Here is a 26,016-nt window from a genome sequence, read left to right on the forward strand (position 1 = left end):
AATTTAATTTCATCTCGTAAGGTGAAATTTACACTTTAGGGTTATCTATGTAATTTCAACAACATAGTGAATTGGAACGCCCTCTTTTTTAGCTAGGTTATGATTATTGGAAATATTGATTCCGATTCGCTTGTTAATACAAAGTTGTATTAATAATCAATGCTTTGTTAATGAATGTGGTTTGAGTTTGTTGTAATAAGCAAAAAGGATAATAAGCGAACTCGTAATAACGCTAAATTTTGTTACAAAATGTGATATTACCGCTAGTGCGCCTATTTTTTCACCATCTCATGCCGTGTGTAGTAAGAATTCAACAACTTCTTGTGTATTGGAATAGCAGCATGCTGGTTACCAGATTTTAGATCATAAAAGCACATTACACCTTTTATTGTTACCGCGTGTTTCTCATGCCTATCGCTATGCCACAGCTGTATGGGTAGGGGGGGATAGCGGGGGAGAAAGTGTGACCCAGTGCAGTATTGTTTCGATGGAAAATATTTTTATTATTAATACTTTATTGATGTTTAATCTCGGAGCCTTACTTAACTAAGATCAATCAAATATTGCGGTCATTGTGCTATGCCGCAAGGTCTTTGTTGTTATACCCAATCCCTTATTGAGTGAAAAGTTAGAATATTTTTCATACATTTTGACGCTTATCTCATCTCAATGGTACGAGCAGTGAAAGTTGTCACAGATTAGCTTTGGCGCCTGTAGCAGAATTATGTGGCTTAATAAAAACGATCGCGCATCTTGTGCTGATTAAGAATTAAATGCCGAAGTAATATGCTGCTTACTGGCGAGTATGCAGATAAGTGGACGACGCTTTGGCATAACAACGAGGGATACGATGAAAACCAAGATAGCTAATTACATTGATGGCTTGCGAGAAGATTATATCCAAGCTGTTCAACATTTAGTGTCGATGCCAAGTGTATATCAAGAGGATGAGAGTAATACGCCATTTGGTCAGCCAATTGATGACTGCTTAACGGCGACATTAGCGTTTTGTGAAACGTTAGGCTTTTCAACTTATAAAGATCCTGAAGGTTATTACGGTTACGCTGAAGTGGGTCAGGGTGAACAAATGATAGGGGTACTTGGCCACCTTGATGTTGTACCCGTTGGTGAACTGTCAGCATGGGATTCCGACCCGTTTGCAGCGGACATTCGCGATGGTCGTATTTACGGTCGCGGCACCCAAGATGACAAAGGCCCAACGATTGCGGCTATGTTTGCCGTAAAAGCCTTACAAGCATGCGATGTTACTTTTAATAAACGTGTTCGCTTTATATTCGGTACGGATGAAGAAACACTGTGGCGTTGTATTGATCGCTACTGTGAGAAAGAAGAAATTCCCCAATGTGGCTTCACGCCTGATTCTGCCTTCCCATTGATCCACGCTGAAAAAATGCTGATCCAATCTTATTTGAAGTGTGGCGGTGATGTGGATCTAAGCCTTAAATGCGGCGGTGCGTTAAATGCCGTTCCTGAGCTTGCTCGCTACCAAGGTCCTTTACTGGAAGAGTTGGTTGCTGCACTTGATCAAATGGGCTTCGATTTTAGCTGTGAAGACGATGAGCTGACGGTATTCGGTAAGGCCGCGCATTCAGCATCAGCAGATACGAAAGGTGTCAATGCGATTGCACGACTCTGTATGGCGCTAGTTAAAGTGGGCGTAGATCATCCTATGGTGCGCTTCATCGCTGAACAAGTAGGTGAAGATGCCAATGCCAAAGAAATTTTTGGTTCTGTGGAAGATGTCAGTGGGCGCTTAACTTTCAATGTGGCACAGCTAGAGATTGATGAAGCCCATAGCCAGTGTGGGATTGATATTCGTGTGCCTGTTACTTTCAGTAAAGAAGATTACGATAACGACATTAAAGCGGTGAGTGAGCAATACGACTTGCAATACGAAGAGTTCGATGTGTTGCCATCACTTTATATGCCAGCAGATAGCCCAATTATCCAAAGCTTGATGAAAGCATACCAAGATATCAGTGGCGATATGGACAGTAAGCCAATGACATCTGGTGGGGCGACATATGCCCGTGCTATGCCAAATTGTGTTGCGTACGGGGCTATATTCCCTGGGCGCGAGAAAGTAGAACACATGCCAAATGAATACCTCATTATCGATGACATGCTTAAAGCGATGAATGTGTACGCAAATGCCATTTATCAGCTACAGGGAGTAGAGTTATGACAACGGCAACAGAAAAAAGCCAACCGGTAAAAGCGAAGAAATCATTCAAGATGCCAACGGTTTATACCATCTTGTTTATTATTATTGGCTTGGTGGCCTTGCTGACATGGATCATGCCAGCAGGTAAATATGATTACATGGTGAATGGTACTGATCAGATCATACCGGCAGCTGAGGTCTTAGATTACAACGGGGGTGAGCGGTTACTACCAATCCCTGGTTCTTATCAAGAAATTGAATCATCGCCACAAGGGGTGATAGATGTCTTGATGGCACCAATCAAAGGCTTCCACAAAGCTGTTGATGTGGCACTATTTGTTTTGGTGATCGGTGGCTTCTTAGCAATCACCATGCGTACGGGGGCGATGGACTCCGGGGTGGCAGCGATTGTTCGTAAATTCCGTGGGCGTGAGCAAATGCTGATTCCTGTTTTGATCACCTTGTTTGCATTAGGTGGCTCAACGTATGGGATGGCAGAAGAAACCGTTGCTTTCTGGGCGGTAATATTGCCAGTTATGGCCGCTGCGGGTTATGACCGCATGGTGGCTGCTGGGATCATCTTACTCGGCTCTGGTGTGGGTGTGTTAGCATCGACGGTGAACCCGTTTGCAACAGGGATTGCTTCTGGCTTTGCTGGCTTGCCTATTGGTGATGGTATCGGGCTGCGTGTTATCCAGCTTGCTGTACTGATTGCGCTAGCGTCTTGGTTTGTTATGCGCTATGCGGCGCAAGTGAAGGCTGATAAGTCTAAATCTGTGTTATCAGATATTGAATTTGACGATGAATTCTCTCACATGAAAGAAGACACCGGCGAATTTACCACTAAACAAAAACTGACCATGAGTGTGTTCTTTGGCGCATTCTTAGTGATGATCTACGGTGTTATTCCATGGGCTGACATGGGTATCACAGCTATTCCAACGTTGTGGTGGTGGTTCGATGAGCTTTCTACCCTGTTCTTGGCGTCTGCGATTTTGATTGCCGTGATTAACCGCATGTCTGAAGGCGACTTCATCAAGACCTTCATGGAAGGGGCAAAAGACCTGATTGGTGTTGCGCTGGTGGTTGCTGTTGCGCGTGGTATCTATGTGGTGATGGATAACGGTGTGATCATCGATACTATCTTGAACTGGGCTGAAGGCGTGGTTACTGGCTTGTCATCTGGCGTGTTCGTGATTGTGACTTACCTTGTTCACATCGTATTGAGCTTCTTCATTCCATCAACATCTGGCCTAGCAACAGTATCTATGCCGCTAATGGCACCGTTGGCTGATTTCTCCGGTATTGGCCGTGATTTGATTATCACCGCTTACCAATCAGCAAGTGGCTGGATTAATATCTTTGCACCAACAGCGGGTCACTTAGTTGCTGGTTTAGCATTGGCAAAAATACCGTATGAACGCTTCTTGAAATGGGTAATGCCATTTGTCGTAATCGTGTTTGTTGCCACCATTGTTGTGCTGTTTGCTGGTGCAGCGATGATGTAAGCCTATATCTGACTTTACGTAACAGTTAAACAAGAGGTGTACTTAGGTACACCTCTTTTTTGTTACCGCACTATAGTTTATTGACTATGGGTTAGTGGTTGGTAACAGTAAACTCACTCAAGCGGTTCTTCTGATTTTCAGCCAACTGAGATAAATGGCCACTTGCTTCTGCTGTTTGGCTAATACCTGCTACATTTTGACTGATGATATCGTTAATGTTGTTGATATTCTGAGTGATATCAGTGATCGCTCGGCTTTGCTCATCAACCGATGTCGTCACATCGCCATTCACTTCACTGATATGACGTAGTGCTTGTGTAATCGACTCTAGCTGTAGGCTTGTTTGCTCTGCAATTTCATTATTCTCATTTACTTTGTCTAGGCTGTTATTCACTGCCGTAACAACCGTTGATGACTTGCTTTGCAGTTGCTCAATAATGGTTTGGATTTGTTGAGTTGATTCTTGCGTTTTGGCTGCCAATACGCGCACTTCATCAGCAACCACGGCGAAACCACGACCACTTTCACCTGCACGTGCCGCTTCAATCGCTGCATTCAAAGCAAGCAAATTAGTTTGCTCTGAAATGCTGTCGATCACTGTGATCACTTCACTGATTTTGATGCTCTGCTCGTTCAGATCAAGCACCTGCTCAGAGGTTTCGTTCAGTTGTTGAGTCAGCTCTTGTGATAGTTCTCGTGATTGCTGGGCAATGGCACTACCTTCAGCGCCCATTGCCAGTGCTTGTTGTGCACTATCGTCAGCTGTTCTTGCGTAACCATCCACCTGTGATGCCGCAGTCGAAAGTTCAGTTACAGCATGAGTAATTTGCTCCACTTGCTGCTGCTGTTCACGGCCATTTACTTCACTTTGTGTCATCACGGCTGCTAACTCAGTAGAAGAGGTTGCCACTTCATCACCCATGCCTCGTAATGCATGAATGGTTTGGTTGAGTTGTACAATTGCATCATCCAAACTTTGACCTAGTTTACCTAGCTCATTTTTACCGCTAATACCTGAACGTGAAGTAAGGTTACCTTCTGCTAGTGACTTCACTGCAAGGTAAAGGTTTTGCATTAGGTTACTGATTGCATTTGCCAGCAGTAAGCTGATTGCCATAGAGAGGATGATGGCAATGGTTGAGGCGATAATTTGACTAGAGGCCACCGAATTTAATAGCTCATGCGAGCGGTTAGATAGCTTTTCCGTGTGCATGACGGCATCTTGCGTAAGGTTCGTGATGATGTCTGTGTTGATATTTCCCAAACTGATCATCGCTGTTACGGCTTTGGCTTTCTGTGCTTCAAGTGCGATCACTTGAGAGACTTGTTTTTCCCATTCATTGGCATGGTTAACTAATGTTTGTGCTTCTGGCCATTGACGGAAAGGTTTGAGTTCTTCGATCAGCAAACGGGTTTGTTCAAGTGCTTTTCTGGTTGCGTCACTTTCTTGACCCTTTACACCTTCAGCAATATCAAACAACATTAAACCACCGATACTTGAAATATCAGAAAGTTTATTCGTCCAAAGGTCAATATCTTCGATATTTCGGTTACTTGCAATCGCACTATCAGCATCATTAATATCGTTAGTTATCCAACTCGTCGCATCATAAAGTGCGTTAATATTTTGACGATGTTCACGGACATGCTGTGAATTAATAGTGTATTGGTTAAAGTTACGAATAAATTTATCAAGTTCTGATTTAACTTTAGGTGTTAGTGCAATATTTCCAGCTTTAATTAAATCACCGTAGCTTTGTTGAACTTTGGCATAGTTGTCATTATTAGTGACAACCATTTGATCCAATCGTTCATAGAAACCTAAGCCATAGATAGAAGCCATTCTGCTAACATCTTGTAAATCTTGGAATTCTTTTAATGTGGCATTAAAGGAAATGTAGTTATTTACAGTATTAGTATTTTCTTCTACGTCAGATAGTAAGCTTTGGCTAATTAATATTGTAATAATAAAACAAGCAATGGCAAAAATAGAGGAAAGTGATAATAAAACTCTTAAAGGAATGTTTTTTATAGTATTTAGCATATCTCGTCTACGTATGAAATGTTGAAATAATAGCGTGGTTATTTTTGTTGTAGGTTTTATTTGTTTTTGTTTTTAGTGAATATCAAAGGATGATATTTAGAGCGGTATTATATACCGAGATTAATTATTTAAAAGGGATTGCGAGAAAGAGATAAATAAATATTAATTTAAAAAACATAATAGATTAGACAATTAACAGATTAATATTGCTGTTTCTTCATAACTTAACTTTTCTTGTAAGAACTATATTTATACTTTCATTTGGAGAATTAAAGGAAAGAGGCAAATGAGTTAAATTTGCCTCTTTTTTTACGGTCGATATAAGAGTTACCGAATACGAATCACACTGCAGGGAACAACACTTGGTATAGATAACCTGCGCTGATAGCCATGCCTAAAATGACAACAAGAAATGCAATAATCATTTTATTCTTGAATATCGATTTTAATAAAATAACTTCTGTTAGACTCGCACCCGCACTACCAATGATTAATGCCATCACAGCACCAAGACCCATGCCTTTAGCGGCTAGCGCTGCGCTAAGTGGAATGACCGCCTCTGCACGGATGTAAAGAGGGATCCCGATCACTGCAGCAACGGGAATAGCAAAAATATTATCGTCGTTTGCTACGCTTGCGACCCACTCTGTCGGCATAAAGCCATAAATCATCGAACCAACCGCAATACCACCGATCAAATATGGAAGGACTTTTTTGAAGTCAGCCCAAGTAGAGCGCCATACTCGAACCCATTTACTAACAGGTTTCGCTTTACTGCCGCAGCTTGAGCCACAGCCTTTTGATGTTGGTGCTTCGTAGGCTTCTGGCTTGATGTAACGCTCAAAGCCTAGCTTTTCGAGTGTATAACCGGCAATAACAGAGACACCCATCGCTATCGCAAAGTAGAACACTGTCACTTGGAGACCAAAGGTCACGGCAAATAAACCAATAATAATTGGATTAAGTAATGGGCTGGCAAACAAGAATACCATCATGGTGCCAAAGCCTGCTTTAGCGCGCAGTAATCCTTTTAAGAAAGGGATTGTCGAGCATGAGCAGAATGGGGTAATCGCCCCTAGAAATGCCGCAATGATATAACCTTTACCTCTTTTCGCGCTTAGGATCTGCTGGATCTTCGCGGGAGAGATGTACTCTTGCAAGATCCCTACGGCATAACTGATTAACAAAAATAGGATCGTTAATTCAGCCGCAAGAAAAACAAACATATCTAAAGTGTCTTTTGCCATTGCTAGCATGTCTGGAGTGATCATAGTAAGCCTTAAATTTTCTTCTGAAACCATATTTCTGGAATAGTCGAAATATAGGCTTGTTCGATTTCACCGTCAATATATTTCTGCTATTATCGAAATATAAATTATTGAGTCGAAGAAGAGTGACTGGTTATGGATATCGATTATTTTGCTAAGGCATTGAAAGAGCTAGGGCATCCGACACGCCTTCAGATTTTTAAGCATTTGGTTAAATCTGGGCATCAAGGTTTAGCGGTTGGCGATATACAAGAAGAGTTAAGCATTCCTGGCTCGACGTTATCACACCATATTTCAAGTTTAGTGGCGGCTGGCTTAGTGAAGCAACACCGTGAAGGGCGAACACTTTACTGTTTGCCACAGTATGATGCTTTGCAGCAAGTAATTGATTTTCTACAAGATGAGTGCTGTAGCCGAGCAGAGTAGCGCAGGGGAGACGGTTAGGCCTTGATATTCGTACCCAGTGTACGAATGTTTTGTGCCGCGCCTTCACTATTGTAAGTCATTTGATGCTTACCACGGCTTTGTTGAAATAAATTATTCAGTTTATGAAAGCTGAGTTGTGCGCGTTGCAGCGCTTCACCGTTAATAGCATTCAGTTCTTTACAGCGTGCAGCACAGGCTTTGATTTTGCTGACAAACTCACTGTGGGTTGGTGACTCAGTCAGTAGGTTACGTTGCGTGTGGCTGGCAATCAGGTGGTCTTGTTGCTGAACTTTATTGATCAGATTGAGTTTTTCTTTGGCAAGACGCTCAATCTCTGTCGATTGGCGCGATACGATAGCCCCTTTTTCCTGCTCAAGAAGGCGAGACAACGACATTAATGTTGCATGTTGTAGTTCAAGCAACTGTTCTATGGTCTGGGACATCTAAAGTTACCAGTAATAAAGGGTTATATGTGCGGAGTGTTATCTAAGGGGAGGGTAACTACCCCTTAAATACCACGTAGCTCATCTTCAAATTTTGTCATGTTTGATGCTAGTTTATCGGCATCAACTTTGTACGAGCCATCAGCGATAGCTTGTTTGATTTCAGCAACTTTTGCGCTGTCAAAACTGGGCTCAGCCGCGAGCTGTTGGTGGATTTGTCCCACTGCTTTTCCTTGTGCGCTAAGGGATACGGCATCATTATTTACACGCGGGCTCGACGCAGCAGCTGTCGTTGGCGCATCAGATGATGTACTGCCTGCTTTGGTTTGATTGCTACGCGTGGCCGGAATGGGTTGTCCGCCACGGAGCTGATCGATATTTGCCATAAGATTACCCTTTTGAACAAAATACTGGTTACAGCGATGCTATCGGCCGTGAATATTATAACTTTAGCACCAAAATTAAAAATTTACGGTCACTTCACCCACGCCAGTAATGATCCCATCGACCACGCGTTTAGATTTCGCATTTTGAACACGAACTTGCTCTCCCAAGGCACCGTCACTGAGCGCAGTGCCATTAGTGACAATATTCAACCCACTTCCACCTGCTCGAATCAGCACTGGATCATTGCGACATACGAGACAAATGTCGTTGGCTTCAATGGTGTCGCCCATATTGACCCCCCGCTTAACTTTAGAGCCAATCACTTGCGTTGGATCTTCAAAACTCATACTACGTTGAAAGCGGTTTTCGACCAGTTTAATGGTGAGATCCGAGGCAGATAAGACAGTGCCGCGAGGGAGCGGTTTAGTTGCTACAACCCGTGGTAAGAGTAGTTTTACTCGCACAGGGACATATACTTGCCAGCCTTCTGATGGGCAGGTGATCAGTACAGTGACATTACCTGTCATTGATTGTTTACCGGGAATCGACGTATTGAGTGGAACAGAGCACTCTGCTAGCCGTAACCGTGAATCTAGTTGGCTTGCGGTAACTTGTAACTCCCCGTTTTGTGGGGGGGATAGGCTATCAGTGACAAAAATTTTAGCCGTTTGCTGTACGGTATGTAGATAATTTGTACTCGATCCATGTACAATAGTGCTAAAGATAATCGCGAAGATGCCGACTATCAGTAATAAGGGTGAAGAATGTGCTTTATTTGTCACTGTTTTACTCATATTAACAATAACGCAGGGGCTGAAATCGCAAGTGATGAAGTCCATAATATGTGATTCGCGAAGAGATTGCTTGCGAACACCCGCTTAAATATAAAAATCTTTAGATGGAGTCACCTGTATGACGGGAATACTTGATTCAGTGAATCAGCGCACCCAGCTTGTCGGCCAAAACCGTCTGGAACTACTTACGTTCCGCTTAAACCGACGTCAGCGTTACGGCATTAACGTTTTTAAGGTGAAAGAAGTTTTACAGTGCCCTAAATTGACCACTATGCCTAACCTGCACCCTTTGGTGAAAGGTATTGCTCATATTCGTGGTCAAACTATCTCTGTGATTGACATGAGTCTTGCGACTGGTGGTCGTCCAATCGATGATTTGGATAACTGTTTTGTCATTATTTCTGAGTTTAACCGTTCAATTCAAGGCTTCTTGGTTTCTTCGGTTGAGCGTATCATTAACATGAACTGGGAATCGATTCTGCCACCGCCAAAAGGCGCAGGTAAAGCGAACTACCTGACTGCTGTGACAGAAATTGATGATGAGCTAGTAGAAATCTTGGATGTAGAAAAAATCCTTGATGAAATCTCACCAGTGAACACTGATATTACTGACACGGTATTAGAAGAATTAGTGGAAGATTTCTCGGCAGTTCGTCGTGTGCTTGTTGCTGATGATTCGAGTGTGGCACGTAAACAGGTCCAACGCGCAATTGAAGCAATCGGTTGTGAATGTGTCCTAGTAAAAGATGGCCGTGAAGCGATTGTTAAGCTGCGCGAAATGGCGAAAGAAGGCAGTATCTATGAACAGCTGGCGCTTGTTATCTCTGATATCGAGATGCCTGAAATGGATGGGTACACATTAACAGCTGAAATTCGCAATGATCCAAATTTAAAAGATCTTCATGTTATTCTTCACACATCATTGAGTGGGGTCTTTAACCAAGCTATGGTTGAGCGTGTTGGTGCAAATGCATTCATTCCTAAGTTCAACCCTGATGAGCTAGGTGCAGCCGTAAAAGCGGCAATGCCTTCAAAAGAATAAGTAAGATTACGACTGGTTTATTTTATTTCTATTTTCAGAAGTAAGATAAACCGTGAGTAATAAAAAATGCTGAAATGCAACCGTGTATTAAAGAGTAGTAGATGACAGCTATAACAATAAAAGACCAAGAATATAAAGACTTTTGCCGATTTCTAGAAGCTCAGTGTGGCATTGTCCTTGGCGACAGCAAGCAGTACTTAGTGCGTAGCCGCCTAAGTCCATTAGTCAGCCGATTTTCGCTATCATCTCTGTCTGAATTACTGCAGCTAGTGATCAGTGGCCGTAATCGCGAACTTCGCGTTGCAGCTGTTGATGCGATGACGACCAACGAAACCTTATGGTTCCGTGATGGCTACCCGTTCACTGTGATGTCAGACAAGATCTTGCCTGAACTTGCAGCGAACAAGCGACCACTAAAAATTTGGTCTGCAGCGAGTTCATCGGGTCAAGAACCGTATTCACTTGCTATGACGATTTTAGAAACGCAAGCACGTCGTCCTGGCTTATTGTCTAGTGTAAGTATTACTGCAACGGATATTTCGCAAACTATGCTAGATACTTGCCGTGCAGGTGCATATGACAACCTTGCTCTAAGTCGTGGTTTATCACCTGAACGTCGTCGTATGTTTTTTGAAGATAACGGCGATGGTCGCATGAAAGTGAACGATAAAGTGAAGCGTATGGTTAACTTCCGCCCGCAGAACTTGAAAGACAGCTATGCCTTATTAGGTAAGTTCGACATTATTTTCTGCCGTAACGTATTGATTTACTTCTCGCCAGAGATGAAATCAAAAGTACTTAACCAAATGGCAGCATCACTTAACCCCGGTGGTTATTTGTTCCTTGGTGCGTCAGAATCGTTAACGGGTTTGACCGATAAGTTTGAAATGATCCGCTGTAACCCAGGTATCATCTACAAGCTAAAATAATCCGGTTGCTGCCAGTGAATACACTGGCAACTCGGTAGGGGAAGGCGAAGACCTACCCTATACTGCTATAATATGGCATTGTTTCACTTCATGGTTCTAACTGTGATCGGAACAATGCCATCATTCCTTCTTCTTGTACTCTTTTGCGAACATCACGGCGAATATCGATAACCGATCGCACTCTCTTCTTTTCTATATCGACTATTAATTAAAACTTGGCATCGTCTTTGCATTTAACTTGTCAGGTTAATTGGAGGCAGCTATGTCCATTTCTTTTGATAAAGCATTAGGTATTCACCAACATACGGTTGGCGTGCGTGCACAACGCGCAGAAACGCTAGCGAGTAACCTCGCCAATGCGAATACTCCAGGGTATAAAGCAAAGGATGTGGATTTCGATCGTGCGTTAAAAGCGGCAAAGTCTGGGGCAAGTATTGGCCTTAGCCGCACCAGTGATCGGCATATATCTGCCTCAACAAAATTGATGGGCGAACAAATGTACCGTGTACCAACTCAACCTGATACGGGTGATGGCAACACGGTTGATGCCCAACTAGAAAAAAGCTTGTTCATGCAGAACTCATTGGAATATCAAGCATCGCTAGATTTTCTTGGTTCTAAATTCCAGAACATGACGAAAGCATTGAAAGGGGAGTAATAAATGAGCCTATTTAACGTATTTAATGTGGCAGGTTCTGCCATGAGTGCTGAATCGGTTCGTTTGAATACCACTTCAAGTAACCTGGCCAATGCTAACAGTGTCAGTAGTTCTGCAGAAGAAACGTACAAAGCTCGCCACCCAATTTTTGCGGCTGAACTGCAAAGTGCCAGCTATCGCCGTGAAGACAGTGTGCCAGTTCAAGTTAAAGGCATCGTTGAAAGCCAAAAGCCTTTACGTGCTGAATACAACCCAGCTCACCCAATGGCGAATGCTGAAGGTTACATCTACAAGCCAAACGTTAATGTGATGGAAGAAATGGCCAATATGATTTCTGCATCGCGTTCCTATCAAAGTAATGTGCAAGTAGCAGATGCGAGTAAGCAAATGCTGATGAGCACATTACAGATGGGCAAATAGGTAAGGAGTTTCTGTGATGACCGGTATTAATGGTGCAGGTGGCGCTTCCAACCTAACGTATCTTGATCAGCTTAAGTCGATGCAAGATAAAAAGGTACAAGAAGAACAGAAAACCACAGGTCAGAATGAGCTAAAGCAAGAAGACTTTTTGTCTTTGCTAACCAAGCAACTTGCACAGCAAGACCCATTTAAACCTGTGGGTAATGATCAAATGATTGCTCAAATGGCGTCGTTTGCAACGGTTGATGGTATCAGCCAAATGAATGACCAGTTTGGTAGTTTGAATTCAGCAATGACATCGAGCCAAGCGCTACAAGCTTCATCGCTGGTCGGTCGTGATGTTTTGATTCCTAGTGCTACCGCAGTCAAAGGTATCGAAGGTGGTGTAGCTGGTATGGTGAAATTGCCGCAAGCACTCGATAACTTGATGGTACGCATCGAAAACGAACAAGGTCAATTAATTAAGACAATGGATCTTGGCGCAAAACCGCCAGGTGAACACCGTCTTGATTGGGACGGTATGGATGAAAACGGCAATCCATTGCCAGAAGGTCGATATCAAGTAAAAGCGGCAGGTCTAGTTGGCGGTGAAAACCGTGAATTCGACGTATCAACCTATGCAAACGTGAATAGCGTTTTGCTAGGCAATGGTGATGGCAATGTCATGCTAAACCTTGCTGGTTTGGATTCACCATTCAAATTGGCTGAAGTTTTAGAAGTCGGTCAGGTTTAACAAGGTTTAGGTATTCGGAGAAAAGAACATGGGTTTTAACATTTCACTTAGTGGTATCGGGGCGTCACAAAAAGACCTTAATACCACCAGTAACAACATCGCGAACTCCAATACATATGGTTTTAAAGAGTCGCGTGCTGAGTTTGGTGATGTGTACTCATCGTCGATTTTTTCGAATGCAAAAACCACTACGGGTGGCGGTGTGCAGACATCTGTGGTTGCACAGCAATTCCACGAAGGTTCAAGCATCTACACCAATAATCCGTTAGATATGCGTATTTCAGGCAGTGGTTTCTTTGCCGTAGCAGATGATAGCCTACAGCCACAAAATAATAGTTTAAGCCGTAACGGTGCATTCCACTTAAACAAAGACAACTACATGGTGAACTCAGAGAACCAGTACTTGTTAGGTTATAAAGTGGATGCAGAAACTGACCAAGTGACATCGTACGAACCACAAGCTTTGAAAGTGCCTGATCAGTTTGGCCAGCCGCGCGCGTCAACCAATATTCAAGTCGGTGTTAACTTACCTGCTAATGCGGATGCGAAAGATGCTTCATTGTTCAATCACAATGATCCTGCAACGTACGACAAATCAACGTCGGTAACGATTTACGACTCACTGGGTCAACCTTATAAGATGACCACCTATTACACCAAAGATAATACTGCGCCAAACCGTTGGGTATCTCATTATACGGTAACGGACAGTGAAGGTGAGAAGCCAGTGAATGTGACCAATGGTGGTTCAACAAGTGCTACTGGTCATAAAGGTGTGGTGATGGACTTCAATTCTGACGGTTCAGTGAATACCATTAACGGTGGTAATCCTATCGTGACTGATAACTTTGCAACTGCTGGTATTCAGATGAACGGTGGTGATGATCAGCAAACCCTTACCTTTAATTACGATGAGCCGACTCAATACGCAGCGCCGTTTGAAGTTCGTCGTTTTAACGAAGATGGTGCTACCACAGGTTACTTAGCAAAAGTTGATATCGACCCTAAAGGTTCTATTGTTGCAACATACAGTAACGGTGAGAACGTAACATTAGGCCGTGTGGGTATGGTACGTGTACCGAATGAGCAAGGTCTGGTGTCTAAGGGCGGTACTCAGTGGGTTGCAAGCCAAGATTCAGGTGCTGCGATTTGGGGTGAAGCAACCCAAGGTGCATTCGGTGCGATTAAGAGCGGTACGCTTGAGCAATCAAACATCGACATGACGCAAGAGCTGGTTGACTTGATCACCGCGCAACGTAACTTCCAAGCAAACTCACGTGCGCTAGAAGTGGATAACCAGCTACAACAAACTATCCTACAAATCCGCTAATGACGACGGGCTATCATAGTCCACTTTTATTCATCATTCGGATACTGCTTTATTGAATTTGCCGCTTTTACCTAAAGCGGCAAATTTTGTCATATCTTCTGTCATGAAATTGGCACTTTTCTGCTTATCTTTGCCTCCATCAATCTAACATTTTGATAAATAAGGCTATTAAATAATGGCATATTTATTGCTTTATCATCGTCATATGATGATGGGAGAGTAATATGGATCGCGCGCTATTTCTTGCCATGAGTGGGGCAAAGCAAGACATGCATGGTATGCAGCTGCATGCCAACAACCTTGCTAACGTAAAAACAACGGGTTTTCGTGCCGACCTTGAGCAAGCGCGTAGCATGCAAGCGTATGGCGAGGGTTTACCGAGCCGTGTTTTTGCGATGACTGAACGTCCAGGACAAGATTTCTCGCAAGGTGCCCTTATGACAACTGGCCGTGATTTGGACGTTGCTGTTCAAGATCAAGGTTGGTTAGCCGTGATGGATCCATCAGGACAAGAAGCCTACACGCGCGCAGGCCACCTAAAGATTGACCAAACGGGTATGTTACAAAACGCGAATGGCAACCTAATGATGGGTGAAAATGGCGGTCCAATCTTTGTTCCTCTCCCAATCAGCAAAATTGAAATTGGTACCGATGGCACTATCTCGGTATTGCCGCAAGGTGCGCCACCTGATGCGATGGAAGTGATCGATCGCTTGAAACTGGTTCGCCCTGCAAACAATGAACTTTACAAAGATGCGAATGGCTTATTTAAGTCGAAAACACCAGGTAAAACTTACGAAGCGGATGCTAACGTCAAAGTCCTAAAAGGGGCGTTGGAAGGCAGTAACGTCAATGCGGTAGGTGAAATGACCAGCATGATAGATCTACAGCGTCACTTTGAAATGCAAGTGAAACTGATGAAAACGGCGGAGCAGATGGACGAGGCCTCAAGCTCGTTACTGCGCATGAGCTAATAGGGTAAAAGGAAACTAAGATGCATCCAGCACTATGGGTAAGTAAGACTGGCCTTGACGCTCAGCAAACCAATATCTCAACCATTTCGAATAACTTGGCGAATGCCTCGACCGTGGGTTTTAAAAAGAGCCGTGCGGTCTTTGAAGATTTGTTTTACCAAAATATTAACCAACCGGGTGGCCAATCGTCGCAAGACACACAATTGCCATCGGGTTTGATGCTAGGTGCGGGTTCAAAAGTTGTCGCTACGCAGAAAGTATTTACCCAAGGTAATACTCAAACTACCAATAACGCGATGGACATGATGATCGAAGGCGATGGCTTCTTCCAAATCATGCTACCTGACGGCAACATTGGTTATACCCGAAATGGTCAATTCACGATCAACAACGAAGGTCAATTGGTCACAACAGGCTCGGGCTATGTCCTTCAACCAGAAGTAGCAGTACCTGAAGATGCCGTGGGTATTACCGTGGGTACGGACGGTGAAGTGTCAGCGCGTATTCGTGGCCAGCAAGAAAACCAAGTGCTTGGTCAGATCACCACAGTCAACTTTATCAATCCAGGCGGTTTAGAGCCGATTGGTCAAAACCTCTTCTTACCAACAGGTGCAAGTGGCGATCCGCAAGAAGGCGTTCCTGGATTGAATGGTTTGGGTTCAATTCGTCAGTCGATGCTAGAAACATCGAACGTTAATGTGACCGAAGAACTGGTTAACATGATTGAAGCGCAACGTGTTTATGAAATGAACTCAAAAGTTATTTCAACCGTTGACCAAATGCTGAGCTACGTCAATCAGCAACTGTAAGTAAGGTAAGGCTTTGATGATGAAAAAATTCTTGTGTGGCTGTGTTTTTTTGACACTGACGGGTTGTGAAATGATGCCACCGCCTGATACAGGTAGTGATGTTGAGAAAGCGACGACGAACGTGGACGCTGTTGAAGGCTCGACACAAAAAGACTCCGATCTGGTGGATATGCTCCGTCGCCGTACCGATCCTCAAGCCGGTGATCCGGCGTGGGCAAGTATTCGCCCTCAGCCTAAGCCTGAACATTATGCAACATCGACAGGATCGTTATTCAGTCAAAGCCAAGTGCAAGATTTATACGATGACACCAAGCCCCGTGGGATTGGTGACATAGTGACAGTGCTATTAGAAGAGAAAACGCAAGCGAAAAAGAGTGCGAGTTCTGATCTCGATAAGAAAACCGACATGAGCATGGATCCGATGGCGATCGGTGGTCAAAACCTGCAAATTGGTGGTCGTGAACTGTCTTATGAAGTGAAAAACCAAAACAAATTCGCAGGAACGACATCGGCTGATCAGAGCAACAGCATTAAAGGTGAAATCTCGGTTGAAGTCATTGACGTGCTAGCAAATGGCAACTTAATGGTGCGTGGTGAAAAGTGGTTAACCTTGAACACGGGTGATGAATACATCCGCGTTAGCGGCACGATTCGCCCGGATGATATTTCACAAGAAAATACCGTCACATCAACACGCATTACCAATGCGCGTATCCAGTATTCAGGTACGGGTGATCGCCAAGATATTCAAGAACAAGGTTGGCTAGGCCGATTCTTTAACGTCACCTTATAACTGTGGCATCTACCTGGAGCATGAACGTGAACGTCCGTCTATTAATCGCTAGCTTGCTAATGTTACTCACTTTGCCAGCCAATGCTGCACGCATCAAAGATGTGTCGGAAGTTGCTGGGGTTCGTAGTAACCAATTAGTGGGCTATGGTCTGGTTGTCGGCTTGCCGGGAACGGGCGAAACCACACCGTTCACCGATCAAAGCTTCCGTGCCATGCTGCAAAATTTTGGTATTCAATTACCTGCTGGGCAAAAGCCGAAAACTAAAAACGTTGCTGCAGTCGCGGTGAATGCCACGCTCCCTGCATTTACTAAGCAAGGTCAGAGCATTGATATCACGGTTTCTTCAATCGGTTCAGCTAAGAGCTTGCGTGGCGGTACCTTGCTGCAAACCTTCCTCAAAGGTTTAGATGGCAAAGTCTATGCCGTTGCTCAAGGCAGCCTAGTGGTCAGTGGTTTTAGTGCCAGTGGTGCTGATGGTTCAAAGATTGTAGGTAATAACCCAACCGTTGGTCGTATTACTAATGGTGCGATGGTTGAACAAGAAGTTCCAAACCCCTTTGGCCGTGGTGACTTCCTAACGTTTAATTTGTTTGAATCTGATTTCACCACAGCGCAGCGCATGGCGGATACCGTGAATCAATTCTTAGGTCCAGATATGGCGGCAGCAATTGATGCGACATCGATTCGCGTTCGTGCGCCGCGTGATATCAGTCAACGGGTTGCTTTTTTATCAACGGTTGAAAATCTAGAGTTTGATCCTGCAGAAGGTGCAGCCAAAATTATTGTTAACTCGCGCACTGGCACCATAGTGGTTGGTCAGCATGTTAAGTTAAAGCCTGCTGCCATTACTCATGGTGGCATGACGGTCACTATTCGAGAGAATCCACAAGTGAGTCAGCCGAATGCTTTCTCAGGTGGTAACACGGTTGTTGTGCCTAACTCTGAAGTGGAAGTTACAGAAGCTGATTCACGTATGTTTAAATTTGATCCGGGTGTGAGCTTGGATGATTTAGTCCGCGCGGTGAATCAAGTTGGGGCGGCGCCATCAGATTTGATGGCAATTTTGCAAGCGCTAAAACAAGCGGGTGCGATTGAAGGCCAGCTGATTATTATCTAAGGGTATCTCTGAGTCAGTTGAGAGAAGGCTAAACAGATAAAAGATTAAATTGAGACAAGATAATGATTAAAAATGTAGATGCGGGATTTGTTCATGACCTATCAAGCCTAGATCGCTTACGGGCCGGGATCAAAGATGATGAGCAAGGATCGTTACGTGCCGCCGCAGTACAGTTTGAATCTATCTTTACTCAAATGTTATTTAAATCCATGCGACAAGCCAATGAAGCATTTGAATCGGATTTAATGAGCAGCACTAACACCAAGTTCTTTGAGCAGATGCACGATGAACAAATGGCCAGTGAGCTAAGCAGTACTGGCTCATTAGGGTTGGCGGATTTGATCGTTAACCAATTAGGGGGCGAGCAAGAAAAACCACCTGAAGATGTGATCCGTAATGCGATCCATGACTCGCCATTACGCTTACCTGTCGATAAAAACGGTAACAAGCCTGATCAAGCGATGGTTGATAAAGCCGCTGATGATGCAATTAAAGCGATGAAAGCATCACAAGCGCAGCAATCGGCAGTTATGGCACCACCGTTAGCCAAAGCAAACCCCGAAAGTTTTGATAGCCCTGAAGAGTTTGTCAGTAAATTGCAGCCATACGCAGAAAAAGCGGCCAACGCGTTAGGGACAGATCCTGCCGTTTTGATCGCTCAAGCTGCGCTCGAAACAGGCTGGGGTAAAAAAGTTATCAAGAATGCTGCGGGTTCAAGTAACAACTTATTTAATATCAAAGCGGATCCACGTTGGCAGGGCGGTAAAGTCGCCACTAATACCTTGGAGTTTCATAACGGGATCGCGGTACAAGAAAAAGCGGCCTTCCGTTCGTATAACGATTACCAAGATAGCTTTAATGATTATGTGCGGTTTTTAAACCAAAACCCACGCTATGAAAATGCCCTGAATTCACCGGAAGATCCCCGTCAGTTTATCCGTAATTTGCACAAAGCGGGCTACGCGACTGATCCGAATTACTCACAAAAAGTGATCAGCGTGATGGATAAAGTCACCAGTATGATGAAGTAATACCACTCAACAAATGGGTTATCACTCATTTATCAAAAGCACCTAATCAGGGGGCTTTTTTGTTTTCTAGCTGGTGTTGATTTATTTGTTCATTGGGAATTTTTCAGTTGGCGCGAATATTGCATTTAAGTCAGCATTAATCATATTTGCATGAACAATTCACTGGAGGCGAGATGGGGTTTGACCTACTCAATATGGGGTCGCAGGGCGTTTTAACTGCTCAGCGTCAACTCAACACCACTAGCCACAATATTAATAACGTTAATACTGAGGGCTACAGCCGTCAGTCAGTTGTTCAAAGCACAAATGATCCTATTTGGTGGGGCGGCAACCAGTATGGCACAGGTGTACATGCGGCAGAAGTTCGCCGTGGTTACGACCAATTTGCCACTAACGAATTAAACTTGACCACCACCAACCTCAATTATGCCAGCGAACGCGAAGGTCAGTTGGGTCGCTTGGATAATATGTTGGCGAACAGTGCCAAGAAAATCCCAGAAGACATGAACCAGTGGTACGACGCAATTAAAGGCATGGCCGATAGCCCTAGCGATATTGGTAGTCGGAAAGTTGTGTTAGAAAAAGCCAAACTTGTTGCAGCAGGCCTTAATGATAACCATAAAGTGTTGGCGCAGCAGCAGACAGAAACCAATGATATTTTGGCACGCACCCTTGATCGCGTGAATGATATTGGCCGTGAGTTAGTCGATATTCATCAAGCAATCATCAAAACACCTACCGCGGGCTCTGATAATGATTTACTCGATCGCCACCAAGCCTTGATTAACGAGTTGTCTCAGTACACTAAAGTGACGGTGACGCGCAAGAATGATGAAACCTTTAATATCATGATTGGTAGCGGCCACACCTTGGTATCGGGAACGGAATCGAGCCAACTGAAAATGGTGGACGGTAACCCCGATCCTCGTCAAACACAGTTAGCAATGGTGGAGGGTAAGTCGCTCAAAGTCATTCGTAATGATGATATTGGTGGTAAGTTAGCAGCACTGTTTCAGTTTCGTGATGAAACCTTAGCGCAAGCCATGGATGAGATGGGGCGTATCGCGATCGGTTTTTCTGATTCAATGAATGAACTGCAATCGCAAGGTTTAGATTTAAAAGGCCGCGTTGGTGAGAATATTTTCCACGATATCAACAGCCCTGAAACAGCGGCGGCTCGTGCATTGATCCCTAAAGGTTCAACGGCGGCTGTGAATGTTTATATTGATGATATTAAAGCGTTAAAGTCAGGTGAATATCAACTGAGCTTTGATGGTAGCCAACACAAATTAGTCTCACCAGATGGACAGAGTCAGACGGTGATGCCAAGTGGTACCCCGCCTAAGTTCAGTATTGATGGTTTAGAGATTGAAATTGCTGCGCCTATTGGTATTGGTGAGCCTATTCTTATTCGTCCAACGCGGACTTCTGCCAGTGAAATTCGCGTTACCATGGAAGACCCATCAAAATTGGCAGCACAGAGTTACATGAGCTCTGCCACTAAAGCGCACGGTACGGCTGATTTGCAAGTTTCGACACCAGGTGCCTTACGTGAATTCCAAGTTGCTATTTCGCCTGATGCGAGCCAGTTCGCTGTGCTTGATATGAAAGGACAAATTTTACAAGCGCCACAAGCGTATCCGCCAGCAGGGGATGTGACGGTAAATGGTACTAGCTTCAGTTTGACCAATGGGGCATTAGGTAACGATGTCTTTGCGGTTAACCTTAATGCTGCTGTTGGTGATAACGGCAACTTGATCAAAATGCAGGATGTGCAAACCGCGAAACTGATGAATGATGGCCGTTCGACAGTATTGGATGTCTACGAAGGGCTGAATACCGATATGGGTGTGCAAAAGGCATCAGCAAGCCGCTTACGTGAAGTCGGCTTAGTGGAAAAAGAAGCGGCGGAAAGCCGAGTTGCTGAAATATCAGGGGTGAACCTTGATGAAGAAGCCGCCAATATGATGCGCTTCCAACAGTCTTATGCTGCGTCATCTCGAATTATGACGGTAGCAAATGAAACGTTTGAAACCTTGCTGAATGCATCTCGCTAGGGAGTAACTTGATATGATCACTCGTATGGCAACTTTCCATAACTATCAATCTGTTGCGAATGATATGAATCGCCAGCAAGTTAAAGTTGCCGAAAACCAGCAGCAGTTAGCAACTGGCAAACGACTATTAACAGCGGGTGATGACCCTGTTTCTTCGATTTATATTCAGAACTTTGATCAGCAAAATACTCAAATAGATCAATCGCTGAAAAGCATTACTATGGCTCGAAACCGCCTGAATAATGAAGAAACGGCAGTGGCTGAAGTTGAAAACTTACTGGATGAAGCAAAACGAAAATCCATGCTGATGGTCAACGGTTCCCTATCCACTGATGACCGTATCGCGCATAAGCAAGATATGCAGGGGCTATACGATTCGTTTATGAACTTGGTGAATAGTCAAGATGAGTCAGGTAACTTTGTCTTTGCGGGGACGCGCTATAACAAGCAGCCTTTCTTTAGAGATAACAACGGTGTTGTTGCATACGCCGGTGACAGCTACCAGCGGATGGCTAAGGTCTCCGCATCGGTTGATGTACCTGTGAATGATGCGGGTGACAAATTATTTTTAGAAGTCGCGAATCCGTATGGTGATTACCAGCCTGACTATGACTTAAAAAGCGGCTCTTTATTACTGTTATCCAATGCAGCAAATAGCAACAATGCTGATAATGCGGCCTATGATATTACCTTTACCAATACAGCTGCCGGCACTAACTATGAGCTATTCCAAAATGGGGTATCGGTTCAGCAAGGTAAATATGAGCCTGATACTGGTATTCAGTGGGGGACACTACAAGTTGATCTTGAAGGCGAAATCAAAGACGGTGATAAAATCAGTTTGAATCGCCAAGAACACGTTAATGTGTTTGAAGCCTTTCGTCGTGGGATCGAGCTATCCGATAGCAGTGTGTCGGATGCGTCAGCCAGTGCTGAACTGCACCAAGTTGCCGCGGAATTATCGGAAGCATTTAAGCATATTAACCGGACCCGTTCAGAGGTAGGCACACGCCTACAAACACTGGATCGCCAAGAAGACATGCATCAAGATTTTAAGATAGTCATGAGCCAAGCGCGAGGCACACTAGAAGATTTGGATTATGCCAGCGCTGTGATAGAGCTCAATGAAAACATGATGTCGCTGCAAGCCTCGCAGCAGGCCTTTGCTAAAACTAAAGATTTGAATTTGTTTAATTATATCTAGTTGTTCTTGATTTATACCTGTCGGGATAAGCAACAGACTATAACAAAAAGCCTTTGCATGATGAGTGCAAAGGCTTTTTTGATCCGCAGCGAGAGTGCTTAGCGTGTGAAGTCTGCCTTGATCCGCTGACTAATCGCCTCAATCATCGGATATTTGTTATCCATCAGTGGTGGGAAGCGGAAGAAGAATTCTTGCTTTTCATTCATGTCACCAAAGTATTCTGTTGGTTCTGCAAAATTCGATTCATTCGAGCCAGCGCCATACACATAACAAGGTGTTGTGGTTGTCACGGTTAACATGTGCACCGCGGTTGGGGCTGTGAAGACAACATCCAGTGAATCCATAACAGCTGCAGTGGCAAGGAAATCATCACGCAGGTCTAGCCCTTCAAGCTGAATCACTTTCACGCCGCTTAACTTCTCAATTTTCTTTAATTCTTTACTGCATTCACCGTACTGCAAGTTATAGAAAGTCGCACCAGGAAACTGCTTAATAAAGTGTGCCACTTCATGAGTTTTTAGGAAGTTAATGTTACGAGAGGCAGAGCCTAAACCACTACGCCAGCTAATGCCGATTCTGAGTCCTTTACCTGAATGATGGGCATCTATCTTGTCTTGCCAGTGTTGTTTTAGATCCGCAGGGAACACGCCATAATGGGGTTTGGCCCAGTGCTTACTGGTCTTTGCATAAATTTCACCCCCTATGCTGCCTGCAGGGATCCAGCTGGTACATTGCTGAACGATTTCGGTTGGAATATCAAGTAAGTGCTTTTCTTGAGATCGCTTAAGTGGAATGTAGCTAACTGTTGGGTAGGCGAGTGATAAATAAGGCACTAAGCGTTGATCGCAAGCCACAAAGACTTTTTGCGCGCGCTCGATAATGAAGTTGAGGTTATGATAAAAACGGATTTCATCACCAACACCTTGTTCAGGGAGAACAATAACCGTTTCTTCTTTTGCTAGGTTTGCGTGCCAGCGAGGCATATCACTGGTGTGGTTAACACGCTCATCAAGCTCAATACCCAGTTCGTAGGCCGGGTAATACTCTTGCCAGTTATTGCGGTGTAAAAACAAAATATGCTGAAGCCAACGCATTTGTAAATTGTCAGGGTTCATGCGAAAAACATCAGTAAAATAGCTCTCAGCTTGCTGAATATCACCTAAATACCAAGTGACCTCAGCTTTGTAGCTGAGTAGTTCGTTAAGTCGCTTTTGAGAGGCTCCAACCATGGCTTGATCTATACAATCGATAGTCGCTTGCATTGTTTCTGGCGTGTAATTGTGGCGATTACGTAACAAGTGAAAGCTACATAAAGTGTACAAATAGCAAATATCGTTATCTTCAGGGTAGCGTTGTTTTAGCGGTTTACCCAGTGCTTCACCTTGAAGCCATTGTTTGTCTTTGACGCACATGACCAGCCATTGTTTCTCAATCTGCGCATGGTGGCCTGCTGCTCGGACGAAGTTTTGGCAAACGAGTCTGCCTTCTGCGTATTGGTTTAATCGGGCATACACTTTTGATAGTAAAAGTGCAGCAAGTTCATCGGTAGGATTGAGCGCTAATAAACGTTTGAGCTGGTGGGCCGCTTCAATATTTTTCTCTTGTAGCATCAATAACTGTGACCATTTATGAATGGCTTCACGGTTATTTTCATCTAACGATAGAATCGCAATAATTAATTGTTCAGCTTGCTCATTTTGACCTTGAGTCATTAAGGTCTCGACCACTGCGAGTGTCTCGGCAATCTCAGTATCGAGTTGCTGTGATTTATGCTGTTTTATCTGTTCTAGCTGCTTTTGGTCGCGTTTACTGGCACCGCGTTGCCCCATGAGTGCGGTAAGCTCTTGCCGCAGTTGTAATGCAGCGGCATTGGTTGGGTCGAGAGATAAAACATCTTCCGTATAACGCAATGCATCTTTGTTTCGACCTTGAGCTTTAATGGCGATAGCAAGATCTAAAGTGAGAGAAAGATCTTCAGGCGCTAGGCTCTGAGCATGACGAAGTTTTGTTTCAGCGGCAGTAAAATGGTTATCTTCCATATCTAAGACAGAGAGCACCTGTAAAACAGGTACAGCATCAGGAGCGGCAGTGAGTATTTGTTCAAAAATATTTCTCGCCGCCTCTTTTTCGCCTTTTTGATAGTGTTCCACCGCGAGGTTAAACGCTTCTTCTAACGTGAAGGACGCCTTATTTGTCTCACTTGTCATTATTTGTTCTCAGCCACATCTACAGTTATGGCTGATTATAAAGCAAGAAGTGTACCTTTAGTTAATTTGTCGTTTTGGGATGGGCATCACTTTGCCACCTTGCCGTATTGTACTTTATGCGTTGAATGCAACTTGTTGATAAATATTCGATTTTTTTATTGGCATACTTATTGCTAAATGCTCGGTGGGGCAACAAGTGTTGCCAATAAATGAATGATATTAGATAGCTAGTCCCGCTTCATTGTCTTTTGGATTGACTGTTGCGGGTAGGCTGTTTCGCTGAATACAGCGAAAGTCAAAGGAGAGCAAAATGGGTGTAACAGTAAACACCAACGTGTCTGCCATGACTGCGCAGCGTTACCTGAACAAGGCATCAGAAGATCTTGGCCGTTCGATGGAACGCTTATCGACAGGTGAGAAGATCAATAGTGCAAAAGATGATGCTGCTGGTTTACAGATTTCTAACCGCTTAGTCGCGCAAACGCGCGGCCTAAATGTTGCCATGCGAAATGCTAACGATGGTATTTCTATTGCTCAAACCGCTGAAGGTGCGATGCAAGAATCAACCAGCATTCTGCAACGTATGCGTGACTTATCCCTTCAATCATCTAACGGCGCAAACTCCGATGATGATCGTGTTGCTATGCAAGAAGAAGTCTCTGCACTGCAAGACGAACTGAACCGTATCGCTGAAACGACAGCCTTTGGTGGTCGTAAATTATTGAACGGTACATTTGGTGAAGCGGCATTCCAGATTGGTTCTGATTCTGGTGAAGCTATCATTATGGGTATCACGAGTGTACGTGCTGACCATACTGACATGGGTGGCCAGAAGATTGTAGCAAGCGGTATGGCAAACCCCTCTTGGACTGCAGGTTCAAGCAATGTTATGAAAATTAAGATTGATGGTGAAGCCTCACCGTCTATCTCTATCGACCTTATTGAAGGCGATGATATCGAAGAAGTGGCAACACGTATCAATGGTCAGTCTAACGGCCGTGTAAATGCGTCGGTAACGGAAGAAGGTAAGCTACAAATCTTCTCTGACGAAGGCAGCATTGAAATCGATGGTACGACAAAACTTGCACAAGGTGTTGATGCTGCAGGTGCTGCTGCTGATATTTTTGCGGCGGGTGCCAAAAGTGCTTTAACAACCGTCCAAGAAATTGATGTTAAATCTGTTGGTGGTGCGCAATCTGCGGTTAGTGTTATCGATGCTGCACTTAAGTACATTGATAGCCAACGGGCAGATTTAGGTGCAAAACAGAACCGTTTAGGCCACACCATCAACAACTTGGCTAACGTATCTGAAAACGTCTCTCAATCTAACAGCCGAATCCGTGATACTGATTTTGCGAAAGAAACGACAGAGATGACGAAGAGCCAGATCTTGCAACAGGCGAGTACGTCTATCCTTGCGCAAGCGAAGCAAGTACCGCAAGCGGCAATGACATTACTTCAATAAGTCATATCAGACTTCATTGAGCGGCAAGAGGTTTCCTCTTGCCGTTTTTTTTTGCTTTTTATTGCAATCCTATTGATGTTGCTATCAATATCGCTGTTTGTATTTACGTAATTTATCTTTTTTGGTTTTTTTTAAAAAAAGTCTTAAAGGTTTTCGAAACCATGCCGTTACAACTCTTGAATAAAGAATTA

Annotated in this window: 23 protein-coding genes; 17 read left to right on the top strand and 6 right to left on the bottom strand. The window is 44.0% G+C overall.

Translation table 11 applies throughout. The features are described 5' to 3' along the window. Positions 1-850 precede the first annotated feature (850 nt). Complete coding sequence (locus OCU77_RS04330) at positions 851-2,206, top strand: M20 family metallopeptidase (protein ID WP_048899741.1); 1,356 nt, start codon at positions 851-853, stop codon at positions 2,204-2,206. Then, complete coding sequence (locus OCU77_RS04335; RefSeq protein ID WP_048899742.1) at positions 2,203-3,693, top strand: YfcC family protein; 1,491 nt, start codon at positions 2,203-2,205, stop codon at positions 3,691-3,693. Before OCU77_RS04330 ends, OCU77_RS04335 begins: the two co-directional genes overlap by 4 nt. Positions 3,694-3,784: 91 nt before the next feature. Here OCU77_RS04335 and OCU77_RS04340 read toward each other — a convergent pair whose 3' ends face one another. Beyond that, complete coding sequence (locus OCU77_RS04340) at positions 3,785-5,536, bottom strand: methyl-accepting chemotaxis protein (protein WP_239686029.1); 1,752 nt, start codon at positions 5,534-5,536, stop codon at positions 3,785-3,787. 542 nt (positions 5,537-6,078) lie between these two features. Continuing rightward, positions 6,079-7,008: a permease gene (locus tag OCU77_RS04345; RefSeq protein ID WP_244915147.1), complete on the bottom strand. Its 930-nt coding sequence runs from the start codon at positions 7,006-7,008 to the stop codon at positions 6,079-6,081. A gap of 132 nt (positions 7,009-7,140) precedes the next feature. Between OCU77_RS04345 and OCU77_RS04350 the strand changes: the two genes are divergently transcribed. Continuing rightward, a complete protein-coding gene (locus OCU77_RS04350; RefSeq protein WP_048899744.1) occupies positions 7,141-7,431 on the top strand; it encodes an ArsR/SmtB family transcription factor in 291 nt (96 codons plus the stop codon). Positions 7,432-7,445: 14 nt separating this feature from the next. On the opposite strand, the gene OCU77_RS04355 is transcribed toward OCU77_RS04350, so the two are convergent. The 3 genes from OCU77_RS04355 to flgA all read right to left on the bottom strand — a co-directional run bounded on the left by OCU77_RS04355 (position 7,446) and on the right by flgA (position 9,043). Next, the gene (locus OCU77_RS04355; protein WP_048899745.1) at positions 7,446-7,874 is read right to left on the bottom strand and encodes a flagella synthesis protein FlgN; all 429 of its coding nucleotides are present in this window, start codon (positions 7,872-7,874) and stop codon (positions 7,446-7,448) included. A 65-nt stretch (positions 7,875-7,939) separates the two neighbouring features. Then, complete coding sequence (flgM, locus tag OCU77_RS04360; RefSeq protein ID WP_048899746.1) at positions 7,940-8,260, bottom strand: flagellar biosynthesis anti-sigma factor FlgM; 321 nt, start codon at positions 8,258-8,260, stop codon at positions 7,940-7,942. Between the two features lie 75 nt (positions 8,261-8,335). Next, the gene (gene flgA, locus OCU77_RS04365) at positions 8,336-9,043 is read right to left on the bottom strand and encodes a flagellar basal body P-ring formation chaperone FlgA (protein ID WP_244915148.1); all 708 of its coding nucleotides are present in this window, start codon (positions 9,041-9,043) and stop codon (positions 8,336-8,338) included. A gap of 130 nt (positions 9,044-9,173) precedes the next feature. On the opposite strand from flgA, the gene OCU77_RS04370 reads away from it, so the two are divergent. From OCU77_RS04370 to flgL, 13 genes are all read left to right on the top strand, one after another. After that, positions 9,174-10,097, top strand: coding sequence for a chemotaxis protein CheV (locus OCU77_RS04370; RefSeq protein WP_048899748.1), 924 nt, complete (start codon positions 9,174-9,176; stop codon positions 10,095-10,097). A gap of 101 nt (positions 10,098-10,198) precedes the next feature. Further along, positions 10,199-11,026: a CheR family methyltransferase gene (locus OCU77_RS04375; protein ID WP_048899749.1), complete on the top strand. Its 828-nt coding sequence runs from the start codon at positions 10,199-10,201 to the stop codon at positions 11,024-11,026. A 262-nt stretch (positions 11,027-11,288) separates the two neighbouring features. Then, complete coding sequence (gene flgB / locus OCU77_RS04380; protein ID WP_048899750.1) at positions 11,289-11,684, top strand: flagellar basal body rod protein FlgB; 396 nt, start codon at positions 11,289-11,291, stop codon at positions 11,682-11,684. 3 nt (positions 11,685-11,687) lie between these two features. After that, entirely contained in the window at positions 11,688-12,104 is a 417-nt protein-coding gene (flgC, locus tag OCU77_RS04385; protein WP_048899751.1) for a flagellar basal body rod protein FlgC, read from the top strand. A 16-nt stretch (positions 12,105-12,120) separates the two neighbouring features. Next, positions 12,121-12,837, top strand: coding sequence for a flagellar hook assembly protein FlgD (gene flgD / locus OCU77_RS04390; protein ID WP_048899752.1), 717 nt, complete (start codon positions 12,121-12,123; stop codon positions 12,835-12,837). 28 nt (positions 12,838-12,865) lie between these two features. Further along, complete coding sequence (gene flgE / locus OCU77_RS04395) at positions 12,866-14,167, top strand: flagellar hook protein FlgE (protein WP_048899753.1); 1,302 nt, start codon at positions 12,866-12,868, stop codon at positions 14,165-14,167. 224 nt (positions 14,168-14,391) lie between these two features. Next, entirely contained in the window at positions 14,392-15,141 is a 750-nt protein-coding gene (flgF, locus tag OCU77_RS04400) for a flagellar basal-body rod protein FlgF (RefSeq protein WP_048899754.1), read from the top strand. A gap of 20 nt (positions 15,142-15,161) precedes the next feature. Continuing rightward, positions 15,162-15,950 (top strand): flagellar basal-body rod protein FlgG, encoded by a 789-nt coding sequence (gene flgG, locus OCU77_RS04405; RefSeq protein ID WP_048899755.1) that lies wholly within the window; start codon positions 15,162-15,164, stop codon positions 15,948-15,950. 19 nt (positions 15,951-15,969) lie between these two features. Further along, positions 15,970-16,743, top strand: a complete 774-nt coding sequence (gene flgH, locus OCU77_RS04410) for a flagellar basal body L-ring protein FlgH (RefSeq protein WP_048899787.1) — start codon at positions 15,970-15,972, stop codon at positions 16,741-16,743. Positions 16,744-16,763: 20 nt separating this feature from the next. Beyond that, the gene (locus tag OCU77_RS04415) at positions 16,764-17,861 is read left to right on the top strand and encodes a flagellar basal body P-ring protein FlgI (protein WP_048899756.1); all 1,098 of its coding nucleotides are present in this window, start codon (positions 16,764-16,766) and stop codon (positions 17,859-17,861) included. A gap of 65 nt (positions 17,862-17,926) precedes the next feature. After that, complete coding sequence (flgJ, locus tag OCU77_RS04420; RefSeq protein WP_084711837.1) at positions 17,927-18,892, top strand: flagellar assembly peptidoglycan hydrolase FlgJ; 966 nt, start codon at positions 17,927-17,929, stop codon at positions 18,890-18,892. Between the two features lie 173 nt (positions 18,893-19,065). After that, positions 19,066-20,949 carry a flagellar hook-associated protein FlgK gene (gene flgK / locus OCU77_RS04425; RefSeq protein ID WP_048899758.1) on the top strand — a complete coding sequence of 628 codons (1,884 nt, stop codon included), beginning with the start codon at positions 19,066-19,068 and terminating at the stop codon, positions 20,947-20,949. Between the two features lie 13 nt (positions 20,950-20,962). Beyond that, on the top strand, positions 20,963-22,153 hold the full coding sequence (flgL, locus tag OCU77_RS04430; protein WP_048899759.1) for a flagellar hook-associated protein FlgL: 1,191 nt from the start codon (positions 20,963-20,965) through the stop codon (positions 22,151-22,153). Between the two features lie 98 nt (positions 22,154-22,251). Here the strand turns inward: flgL and OCU77_RS04435 are convergent, their stop codons facing one another. Then, a complete protein-coding gene (locus OCU77_RS04435) occupies positions 22,252-24,360 on the bottom strand; it encodes a tetratricopeptide repeat protein (protein ID WP_048899760.1) in 2,109 nt (702 codons plus the stop codon). A 343-nt stretch (positions 24,361-24,703) separates the two neighbouring features. Between OCU77_RS04435 and OCU77_RS04440 the strand changes: the two genes are divergently transcribed. After that, on the top strand, positions 24,704-25,825 hold the full coding sequence (locus OCU77_RS04440; protein WP_371703299.1) for a flagellin: 1,122 nt from the start codon (positions 24,704-24,706) through the stop codon (positions 25,823-25,825). The last annotated feature ends 191 nt before the right edge of the window (positions 25,826-26,016 follow it).

Origin of the sequence: Photobacterium swingsii (assembly GCF_024346715.1) — a bacterium.
GTDB lineage: Bacteria > Pseudomonadota > Gammaproteobacteria > Enterobacterales > Vibrionaceae > Photobacterium > Photobacterium swingsii.

Coding starts and splice junctions, on each gene's coding strand:
- OCU77_RS04330 (WP_048899741.1), top strand. CDS start 851: ATGAAAACCAAGATAGCTAATTACATTGATGGCTTGCGAGAAGATTAT.
- OCU77_RS04335 (WP_048899742.1), top strand. CDS start 2,203: ATGACAACGGCAACAGAAAAAAGCCAACCGGTAAAAGCGAAGAAATCA.
- OCU77_RS04340 (WP_239686029.1), bottom strand. CDS start 5,536: ATGGCTTCTATCTATGGCTTAGGTTTCTATGAACGATTGGATCAAATG.
- OCU77_RS04345 (WP_244915147.1), bottom strand. CDS start 7,008: ATGATCACTCCAGACATGCTAGCAATGGCAAAAGACACTTTAGATATG.
- OCU77_RS04350 (WP_048899744.1), top strand. CDS start 7,141: ATGGATATCGATTATTTTGCTAAGGCATTGAAAGAGCTAGGGCATCCG.
- OCU77_RS04355 (WP_048899745.1), bottom strand. CDS start 7,874: ATGTCCCAGACCATAGAACAGTTGCTTGAACTACAACATGCAACATTA.
- flgM (WP_048899746.1), bottom strand. CDS start 8,260: ATGGCAAATATCGATCAGCTCCGTGGCGGACAACCCATTCCGGCCACG.
- OCU77_RS04370 (WP_048899748.1), top strand. CDS start 9,174: ATGACGGGAATACTTGATTCAGTGAATCAGCGCACCCAGCTTGTCGGC.
- OCU77_RS04375 (WP_048899749.1), top strand. CDS start 10,199: ATGACAGCTATAACAATAAAAGACCAAGAATATAAAGACTTTTGCCGA.
- flgB (WP_048899750.1), top strand. CDS start 11,289: ATGTCCATTTCTTTTGATAAAGCATTAGGTATTCACCAACATACGGTT.
- flgC (WP_048899751.1), top strand. CDS start 11,688: ATGAGCCTATTTAACGTATTTAATGTGGCAGGTTCTGCCATGAGTGCT.
- flgD (WP_048899752.1), top strand. CDS start 12,121: ATGACCGGTATTAATGGTGCAGGTGGCGCTTCCAACCTAACGTATCTT.
- flgE (WP_048899753.1), top strand. CDS start 12,866: ATGGGTTTTAACATTTCACTTAGTGGTATCGGGGCGTCACAAAAAGAC.
- flgF (WP_048899754.1), top strand. CDS start 14,392: ATGGATCGCGCGCTATTTCTTGCCATGAGTGGGGCAAAGCAAGACATG.
- flgG (WP_048899755.1), top strand. CDS start 15,162: ATGCATCCAGCACTATGGGTAAGTAAGACTGGCCTTGACGCTCAGCAA.
- flgH (WP_048899787.1), top strand. CDS start 15,970: ATGAAAAAATTCTTGTGTGGCTGTGTTTTTTTGACACTGACGGGTTGT.
- OCU77_RS04415 (WP_048899756.1), top strand. CDS start 16,764: ATGAACGTGAACGTCCGTCTATTAATCGCTAGCTTGCTAATGTTACTC.
- flgK (WP_048899758.1), top strand. CDS start 19,066: ATGGGGTTTGACCTACTCAATATGGGGTCGCAGGGCGTTTTAACTGCT.
- flgL (WP_048899759.1), top strand. CDS start 20,963: ATGATCACTCGTATGGCAACTTTCCATAACTATCAATCTGTTGCGAAT.
- OCU77_RS04435 (WP_048899760.1), bottom strand. CDS start 24,360: ATGACAAGTGAGACAAATAAGGCGTCCTTCACGTTAGAAGAAGCGTTT.
- OCU77_RS04440 (WP_371703299.1), top strand. CDS start 24,704: ATGACTGCGCAGCGTTACCTGAACAAGGCATCAGAAGATCTTGGCCGT.